Annotated in this window: 7 protein-coding genes and 2 tRNA genes; 1 reads left to right on the forward strand and 8 read right to left on the reverse strand. The window is 39.4% G+C overall.

Annotation, left to right across the window (positions count from 1 at the left end; all coding sequences use genetic code 11):
- Nucleotides 1-48: 48 nt before the first annotated feature.
- Both FJ218_05305 and FJ218_05310 read right to left on the reverse strand, forming a co-directional pair.
- Nucleotides 49-1,974 carry a 30S ribosomal protein S1 gene (locus tag FJ218_05305; GenBank protein ID MBM4166323.1) on the reverse strand — a complete coding sequence of 642 codons (1,926 nt, stop codon included), beginning with the start codon at nt 1,972-1,974 and terminating at the stop codon, nt 49-51.
- Nucleotides 1,975-2,107: 133 nt separating this feature from the next.
- Nucleotides 2,108-2,788, reverse strand: a complete 681-nt coding sequence (locus FJ218_05310) for a (d)CMP kinase (GenBank protein ID MBM4166324.1) — start codon at nt 2,786-2,788, stop codon at nt 2,108-2,110.
- A 106-nt stretch (nt 2,789-2,894) separates the two neighbouring features.
- Between FJ218_05310 and FJ218_05315 the strand changes: the two genes are divergently transcribed.
- Entirely contained in the window at nt 2,895-3,431 is a 537-nt protein-coding gene (locus FJ218_05315) for an RNA methyltransferase (GenBank protein ID MBM4166325.1), read from the forward strand.
- Nucleotides 3,432-3,434: 3 nt separating this feature from the next.
- Here FJ218_05315 and FJ218_05320 read toward each other — a convergent pair whose 3' ends face one another.
- The 6 genes from FJ218_05320 to FJ218_05345 form a co-directional block, all read right to left on the reverse strand.
- Entirely contained in the window at nt 3,435-4,082 is a 648-nt protein-coding gene (locus FJ218_05320) for an ATP-binding protein (protein ID MBM4166326.1), read from the reverse strand.
- A gap of 2 nt (nt 4,083-4,084) precedes the next feature.
- Nucleotides 4,085-4,534, reverse strand: coding sequence for a Holliday junction resolvase RuvX (ruvX, locus tag FJ218_05325; protein ID MBM4166327.1), 450 nt, complete (start codon nt 4,532-4,534; stop codon nt 4,085-4,087).
- Nucleotides 4,531-6,720 (reverse strand): bifunctional (p)ppGpp synthetase/guanosine-3',5'-bis(diphosphate) 3'-pyrophosphohydrolase, encoded by a 2,190-nt coding sequence (locus tag FJ218_05330; GenBank protein MBM4166328.1) that lies wholly within the window; start codon nt 6,718-6,720, stop codon nt 4,531-4,533. Before FJ218_05330 ends, ruvX begins: the two co-directional genes overlap by 4 nt.
- Nucleotides 6,721-6,826: 106 nt before the next feature.
- Nucleotides 6,827-6,899, reverse strand: a tRNA-Glu gene (locus tag FJ218_05335).
- Nucleotides 6,900-6,907: 8 nt separating this feature from the next.
- A tRNA-Arg gene (locus FJ218_05340) sits at nt 6,908-6,981 on the reverse strand.
- Between the two features lie 172 nt (nt 6,982-7,153).
- A complete protein-coding gene (locus FJ218_05345; GenBank protein ID MBM4166329.1) occupies nt 7,154-8,797 on the reverse strand; it encodes a T9SS type A sorting domain-containing protein in 1,644 nt (547 codons plus the stop codon).
- Nucleotides 8,798-8,867 lie beyond the last annotated feature (70 nt).

Below are 8,867 nucleotides of genomic sequence, written 5' to 3' on the forward strand. Positions count from 1 at the left end.
CAAATGCGTGGGATACATTTTTGCAACTCGTTTCTTCGTTACGCTACCTTACTGATGAGGAAAATCCGGTGTTGGTTCAGTAAGAGATTCTTCCGGTGTTTGCACGGAAAGCGTTTCTCCTTCTTCTATCACAACTTCGGGGCTGAAATCAAGAAATATATCTGTTTCCAAATCGTTGATAGGAAGCGGAGTAGCAATAACTTCGCTTAACGTGATCGAAGGCAATTTGTACTTCTCAACATATTCATCAATCGCTTGTTGGTCTTTCATCTTGAGATATTCCAAGACGGAAAGCACAATGCGTTTGTTTTCTTTATCGAACTCCAGCACTTTCATATTGAGTGCATCACCGATTTGAAATTTGTCAGCAATGTTATTAATCGGCGCTTGTGAAAGATGCGAAGCGGGAACGAAGCCGTCAACACCCATCGGTAATTCAACGATGAGACCTTTGTTTTCGATAACGCGAACAATTTTCCCATCACATTCCTCTGCGTGAGAATAGACAGATTCCAGAGTATCCCAAGGATTTTCCAAAATTTGTTTATGCCCAAGAGAAATTCTGCGCTGGTCAATATTGATTTCCAAAATAGAAACATCAATTTCTTGCCCGCGTTTGAGAAGTTCTCCGGGATGTCGAATCTTTTTCGTCCATGATAAATCGGAAATATGAATCAATCCATCCACGCCTTTTTCAAGTTCAACAAATGCGCCGAATGTTTGCAAGGATTTTACAATTCCTTGGTGGCGTGAACCGACAGGATATTTTTCCATCAACTTAAACCATGGATCGGGTTCTAATTGTTTAATGCTCAACGCAAGTTTCTTTTCATCTTTGATGAGTTCAACAATAATCGCTTCCACTGTTTGTCCCAGCGATGCGAATTGCGAAGGATGTTTGATATGCTGTGTCCAACTCATTTCGGAAATATGGATAAGCCCTTCAACGCCTTTTTCGATTTCGATAAATGCGCCGTAATCCGTCAGCGATACAACGCGTCCTTCTACTTTTTGTCGTAAGAGATATCGTTGTTCAATATTTTCCCACGGATGCGGGGTAAGTTGTTTCATCCCAAGGGAAATCCGTTTCTTCTCTTGGTCGAAATCGAGAATGACAACGTTTATTTTTTGGTCAAGTTTAATAACATCGTAAGGAGATGCAATTCTTCCCCACGATAAATCCGTGATATGCACAAGACCATCAACACCCCCAAGGTCAACAAACACACCAAAATCCGTAACCGCTTTGACAATGCCTTCAAGGATTTGACCTTTTTCCAAACTTTGAAGAATTGCTTTGCGTTGTTCCGCCATTTCTTCTTCGACAAGAATTTTATGGCTCACGACAACATTTTCGGCGGGATGATTGATTTTAACAACTCGCACATCCAAATGTTTTCCGATAAATGCGTCGAAATCGCGAACGGGTCGTACATCAATTTGTGAACCGGGAAGAAACGCTTCTACACCAAGTAAATCGAGAACTAGACCGCCTTTAATTCTTCGTATGACTAAGCCTTGAAGTATATTATTTTTTTCTGCCGCATCGGTGATACGTTTCCACACGCGCATAAACTCGGCGCGTTTATACGATAAGATTAATCTTCCTTCCTTGTCTTCAATTTTTTCGACAAAGACTTCGATAGGGTCGCCGACTTTTAACTCGGAAAGTTTACGGAACTCATCCGCTTGAATTCTTCCTTCGGATTTGAATCCAATATCAACTAAAACGAAATCGGGTTCGATGGAATGTACTTTTCCTTGCGCTATTTCGGCTTCTTTTATTGTTCCGAACGAGCGATTGTAGATTCCTAATAACTCGTTACGTTCGTTGCTCGTATATGTCCGCTCTTTGATATCGCTTAATTTCCCCGAACTGCTTTTTGAAAAGCGACGTACGGGAATATCTGTACTTGGTACTTCTTGCAAAAGAGTTTTTTTCTCGTCTGCAACTGGTTGCAATGTTTCTGTCATAATAAAAATATTGTTTGTCCTTTGACAAACAATCTCTGTTTTGGTTTGTACTGTTTTCGATTTTTCATAAAATCACTAAAAGTGAAAATGCAAAAACAGGAAAGTGAATATAAAGATGCAGTGATTTTACAATCTAATGCGCGTGTATTTTCTCTATCGCCTTTTGAACAATGGTATCAACAACTTCATCCAGTGTCATTGCTGTCGTATCAATTTCAACAGCGTCTTCCGCTTTTTTCAACGGATGAAGTGCACGGCTCGCATCGGTATCGTCGCGAAGAACAATTTGCTCGCGGAGTGTGCTTTCTTCAATAGCAATCCCGCTTTCATGCAACTCTTTGAGTCTTCGCACAGTGCGTGCTTCAAGAGATGCAAGCAGAAATATTTTCAGTTGTGCGTTTGGAAATACCACTGTTCCAATATCTCTTCCGTCAAGAACAACGCCGCCGTCTTTTCCCATTCGCTGTTGTTCACAAACCATTTTTTCACGCACGCTGGGAATCGCACTCACGGCGCTGACTGCATTTGTAACAGCAGATGAACGGATTTTCTTTGAAACATCTTCGCCATCAAGAAGTACGAAAAGTTGTTTGTTCTCATATCGTAACTCTACAACCGTAGTCTCTAACATTCGTTGCAGTTGTTCAATTTGTGAAAGCGAAATATTCTTTCTCAAGAATTTTAATGTTATCGCTCTGTACATTGCTCCCGTATCTATAAAACAATACCCCAATCGTTCTGCAACGCTTTTTGCAGTAGAACTTTTTCCTGCGCCTGCAGGACCATCAATAGCAATGACAATAGTTTTCAACAGCGGCAAAATTTTGGGTGTTAAATTTATGGAAATTTACAATGCTATCAAAGAATCTCGTGCGAAGTTTTCGGAAAAAATAGTCTTTTCCTATCTTGGAATTAAAAAAATGAAAAAACTGACGTACGAAGAAATTGCCCTTCAACGCCTTTCTCCGAAGGAATTACAAAAGACAGAACGTTTTCCAATCTCCGTTATTATAGAAAATATGCGAAGTGCATACAATGTTGGCTCTGTATTTCGCACTTCCGATGGAGCAAGAATAGAAAAACTTTTTCTTTGTGGAAATATGCCGTTTCCCCCGCATCGAGAAATTGAAAAAACTGCACTTGGCTCCGTACAAACAGTTCCGTGGGAATACAAAAAAAATACTATGAACATTGTTGAACAACTCAAAAAGAAAAACATTACCATTTGCGTTGTCGAACATACAGATGCAAGCGTTCCATATTATACGCTTGATAAAAAAATATTCCCACTCTGTTTAGTTGTTGGAAATGAAATTGCGGGAGTTTCAGATGAAGTCATAAGTGCTGCGGATATTGCAATCGAAATTCCGATGTACGGAATGAAGCAATCGCTCAATGCTGCAAGCGCATATAGTATAACAGTCTTCGATATAATAAGAAAAATAAAAACGGAATAAGATTCAGACCAGTGTGTAATAATCGCTCTTTTCATTCGTGTTAAGAAAAAGTATTCTGGCGCGAACAAGATTCACCAAACTCCTTGATGCTCGCCGACGACTAATATTCGCCATCTTGCAATATTGTTCTTTGGTAATTCGTTCGTTGGTTTCCAAAAAATCGAGCAACCGTTTTTCATTTTCACCAATTGAAATTCGCAGCGGCTCACTTTTTACGTTTTCACTGCGCAATACTTTTACAACTTCTTTACTTGCTTCCATCGTTGTATCGTTCACGCGAATATAAATTCCTGTGCCTTCATCGTTTTTTTCAGCTTCCAAAACTTTGTGCGGTTTCGATATGCTTTCCTGAACTTTACACACAAGCACATCTTGACTTGCACGATACGGCACGATTTCCAATTCCATATTAACAGGAGGTTCTGATAAAAAATCTCCTGCTGTACGAATCAAATCCATTTCTTCTTTTTCACTTGTTATTCCAACAATAGTTCCGTCATCATCAACGCCAAATAAAATACAACCTCCTCTGGTATTTGCAAATGCTGTTATCGTGCGCGCTATTTTTTCCGGCGAAGTAACTTTTCGTTTAAATTCCCGTTGCACTCCTTCGCCTTCTTCAACGAGCGCATCGATATCCGTATAATTCACTTTTAAGAAAACTTTTTTGAATCAAGGTAATTTTGCAAAATAAAAACTGCAGCAACTTTGTCAACAGTGGCTTTGTTTCGTTGTTGTTTTCTTGATGCTGTTTCTCGAATGACATTTTGCGCTTGTATGCTCGTTAATCGCTCATCAAATAATATCACGTTACCGTCAAAAACATTTCGCAACGTTGAAGCAAACTGATGTACTTCCCGTGTAATGTCCGCTACATTTCCTTTCATCGTTAACGGGTTTCCAACAACTATGGTTTCAACATTATATTGTTTTACTAACACAGAAATTTCTTCGAACAACTGTGGAGTATTGTGAATAGTTCCGACAACTTGCGCAATAATTTGTAACGGGTCGCTTACAGATACACCAACGCGAACTCTTCCGTAATCAATGCCAAGGATTCTACGGTATCCGTTATTCTTATTCCTCACTGCATTCATCATATTTCATCGAACCTCTGCGCAGAATCTACTCCCTTCACTTGCCGCATTTTTTCTATTAAACGACTTAAATGCGAAATATCTTTCACGTTTAAAATAATTAAACCGTCAAATCGCTTCTCGTGCGCATCAACATTGATGCTGCGGATGTTCGTGTTGTTAAACGAACTTATGACATTTGTTAAATCGTTCACCAATCCACGCCGGTCTTCACCTGTAACTTTCACAACGACGGCAAATTCCATTTCGGAAACCTTTGGCCACTGAACATCAATGAGACGATGTTTTTCCGAAGTTGGAAGACTGAGAATATTTCTGCAGGAACTGCGATGAATTTTTATTCCTTCACCTATTGTTACAAATCCAATAATCATATCGCCCGGAATCGGATGACAACATTTTGCAAAATTATGAAGCACGTGCGTTTCATTGCCAAAGAACGAAACACCACTGAGCATTTGTCGCGCAGTTTCCACAAAGTTATCGAATAAACCAACTGATTTATTTTCCTGCAACGTCTCCTGCACATTTTGATTTTTTCTTTTTCTTTCAAGAGCAATGAGAATTCCATCTGGTTCCGCTTTCTTTTCTTGCACTGCAAGAAGAAATTGCAACGAACTTTCGAAACCAAATTCCGTAACAATGCTTTGCAATTCTTCTTCCGTATAATGAATTTTCAATCGCTTCGAACGATGGTCGAAAATATCTCTTCCTTCAGCAACTAAACGTCGTTCTGTTTCGCGTTTCAATTTTCGCAACCGTTGTTTCGCTTTCGGGCTTACAACAAATTTATCCCAATCAAGACTCGGCGTTTGATTTTTAGAAGTGATGATTTCAATTTGGTCTCCGCTTTTTAATTTTGAATCGAGCGGAACCATTTTTCCATTCACTTTTGAACCGATACAATGCATTCCAACATCGGAATGAACTTCGAAAGCATAATCTACCGGCGTTGCACACTTGGGAAGAATTTTTAACTCTCCCTTCGGAGTAAAAACATACACTTCGTTTTGATACAAATTCAACTTAAAATTTTCAACAACTTGTTCAGGCGAAGTATCGCTTTCCACTTGTTCAAAAACTTCCCGAACCCACGTCATCCAGTTTTCAATATCAACATCGCTTGAAACGTTGCCTCCTTTGTACTTAAAGTGCGCTGCAACGCCTTTCTCAGCAATCTCATGCATATTTCTTGTTCGAATTTGCACTTCTACCATTCTTCCATCGTTACCAACAACGGTTGTATGAAGCGATTGATAACCGTTGGGTTTCGGCAATGAAATATAATTCTTAAAACGATTGGGAACCGGTTGATAAATCGAAGAAACAATTCCAAAAACAGTATAGCAATCGTTGTCTGTTTCCGTATCCAAAATAACGCGCACAGCAAACAAATCGAAAATCTCGTCGAGGTTTTTTCCTCGCGATTTCATTTTGTTAAAAATGCTGTACAAATGTTTAGGACGTCCAGCAATATCAGCACGAAATCCTTCTTGATGTAAGTTGAGTTCGATGGGTTTAATAAATTTTTTAACGTATGTCTCCCGTTCATATCTCTTTGATTTGATAGCGCGTGAAAGTTCGTCGTAATCTTTTGGATGTAAATACTTGAACGATAAATCTTCCAATTCCCATTTGATATTTGCTAATCCAAAACGATGCGCAAGTCCTGCATAAATATCGAGTGTTTCTTTCGCAATTCGATGTTGCTTTTCAGGAGCAAGATATACGAGTGTGCGCATATTATGTAATCGGTCAGCAAACTTGACAATGATTACCCGAATATCATTCGCCATCGAAAGAAACAACTTTCGATAATTCTCCGCCTGCGTTACTACGTGTCCTTCGACGACATCAGTAATTTTGGTAACTCCGTCAACGATATTTGCTATCGTTGAACCGAATTCTTCTTTCAAATCATCATATTCAAAATCGGTTTCCTCCAATACATCATGGAGAAGCGCGCTTGCAACTGTAATATCGTCAAACGGTATTTCTTGCGCTACAATCATTGCAACTTCGTATGGATGATTGAAAAAATTATCGCCGGAAACGCGATTCTGGTTTTTATGCGCTTCTAACGAAAAATAAAACACATTTTCAATCATACGTTCATCCACCGTACGAAGATTTTTTCTGCACGCGAACAATAAGGTGTCAAGTTTTTTTCGAGGAGCAATTCCTTTCATACTATTTCTTTCTTGCGAAATATATTTTTAAGAATGTTGAATTACAAATAAAGAAGTGATGGAAAAGAGATATGAAACTAAAAAAAAATTTCATCACAAGAGGAAGTACCCCCAACGAGATTCGAACTCGTGTTACAAGCTTGAAAAGCTCGTGTCCTAGGCCTCTAGACGATGGGGGCAATATGAGTGATCCCGGCGTGAATCGAACACGCAACCCTCAGCTTAGAAGGCTGATGCTCTATCCGATTGAGCTACGGGACCAATGAGAAATGAGTACAGTATCAAAATTTTGGAGTGCAAATATACACACTTTTCTAAATTTGGGAAACACGTATGAAGTGAAATTTTGAAAATATTTTATGTGTTCTTTTTTCAAAAACACAAAACTCGTTCAAGAATTTTCTCAAACGTTTTTTTTATATGGACTCGAACATTACTTCACGAGTATCATTTTCTTCGTTTCCAAGAATGTTCCGGCGCGTAAGCGATAGAAATATAATCCGCTTGGAAATGTTTCCGCATTCCATTTTACGCTGTGTTCTCCTGCTTCCATTTGTTTATTCACCAATGATGTAATCTCGTTTCCCTTGATGTCGTATATCGTTATGGAAACAAAACTCGTAACTCGCAACTCGTAACTTATAACTGTCGCCGCATTAAACGGATTCGGATAATTTTGCAATAGTTCTATCTTCTGCGGATAATGCGACTCTTCCCGAACATTTGTACTCACGAATTCACCCCGCACGTAATACAGTTTCCCGACATTGTAATTTGGAAAAATTACATGTACAGCGTTTTCAGAAATAGCAACAGCACAATAACTTGTAGAACGTAATCCAATATTATGCACGGGACAAAACGAGAGACCTCCATCGAGACTGACCCGCACGTATGTTTCGGAATACACATCGTTACCGCCCTCCCACGCGGATGCAACAACATTGCCATTCATTGCAACCGCCGGTGTAATTCCATTTTGAATTTCCGTCAGCAGTTGTTCTTCATACCATTGTTCTCCTCCCGAATCAGTTCTTCTTGCAACGACACCACAGCCCAGAGAACTAAAACAATTGCCGAATTTAGTATCGCGCCACGCCACAAAAGCGTTATTTCCTTCCGCCGCGATTGCGGCACCCATAGAAAATGCTCCATCTACGGATGACATAAACTCTTTTTTTGTCCACGAAAATCCTAAATCAGTGCTTCTCCAATATAATATTTCTGGTCTGAGTAACGGCATATTATAAGCATTCATTGCAAGATGCAAAACACCCGTACCTAATGCACAAGCCGGGAAAATTCCTGTTTTAATAGTATCTGTTGAAAACTGCCAGGTATCGCCACCATTTGTTGATGAAGCAATAACAGGAGTTGAAAGTTGGGTGTCCTGATATTGAATTGCAGTTGCGATAGTATCATCTTTTACGCTAAAGGGATGAAAAGTTAGCTCTCTTGGATAAATACGTTTCGGCGAAGTCCAGGTCAATCCTTCGTTACTGCTCTTGATAAAATGAATGTATTCTTTTGCCAGTGTATCATTGATATATTTATGAAATAAGTACAGCCATTGGGAAGTCGCCACAAGTTGATGGCGGGAAGCATGTGTCCCTGGTATATTCCAAAGTTCCTGAATTTCACTCCATTGTTCTCCGTCATTCGTTGAGTGCATAAATGGCATTGTTGTACTGCCTCCATCCCACGTAACATAGACATTATTTTCCTGTGCGGCAACGGAAGGCAATCCAAACTGATTCGCAAGCACAATCGGTTCGTGCCAGATAATGCCGCAACTCGTATCCTGCGCAAAGAGGAACTCGCCTGCTAATGGTGCGTAAAAATGAAGAATGAGGAATGAAATAATAAAGTTTAAAATAGTTCCGTGCTTCATAAAATTCTTTCTATGAAAAAAATGTGAGTAAAAAATTGTTGGGAAAAGATAAAACGAGAGAAAGCCAATCTCGGTAAATTTTTTTTGAGAGAGAGGCGAGAGAGAAGAAAAGAAAAAAGGAGTTCTGCTCTTATGTATTGTGCCGCATCGTATCGTTTTCATAACACGCGTTTCCTTTACACACATAACGATAATGCATCATACTACCTTGTTTTACAAGTGTCGCTGAATAGTTTTCTTTCTTTTGTAATTCACT

Source organism: Ignavibacteria bacterium (genome assembly GCA_016873775.1).
GTDB lineage: Bacteria > Bacteroidota > Ignavibacteria > UBA10030 > F1-140-MAGs086 > JAGXRH01.

What these genes read in the sequence shown, in the direction of transcription:
- FJ218_05330 (MBM4166328.1), bottom strand. Translation starts at nt 6,720, where the DNA reads ATGAAAGGAATTGCTCCTCGAAAAAAACTTGACACCTTATTGTTCGCG.
- FJ218_05345 (MBM4166329.1), bottom strand. Translation starts at nt 8,797, where the DNA reads ATGTGTGTAAAGGAAACGCGTGTTATGAAAACGATACGATGCGGCACA.
- ruvX (MBM4166327.1), bottom strand. Translation starts at nt 4,534, where the DNA reads ATGATGAATGCAGTGAGGAATAAGAATAACGGATACCGTAGAATCCTT.
- FJ218_05305 (MBM4166323.1), bottom strand. Translation starts at nt 1,974, where the DNA reads ATGACAGAAACATTGCAACCAGTTGCAGACGAGAAAAAAACTCTTTTG.
- FJ218_05315 (MBM4166325.1), top strand. Translation starts at nt 2,895, where the DNA reads ATGAAAAAACTGACGTACGAAGAAATTGCCCTTCAACGCCTTTCTCCG.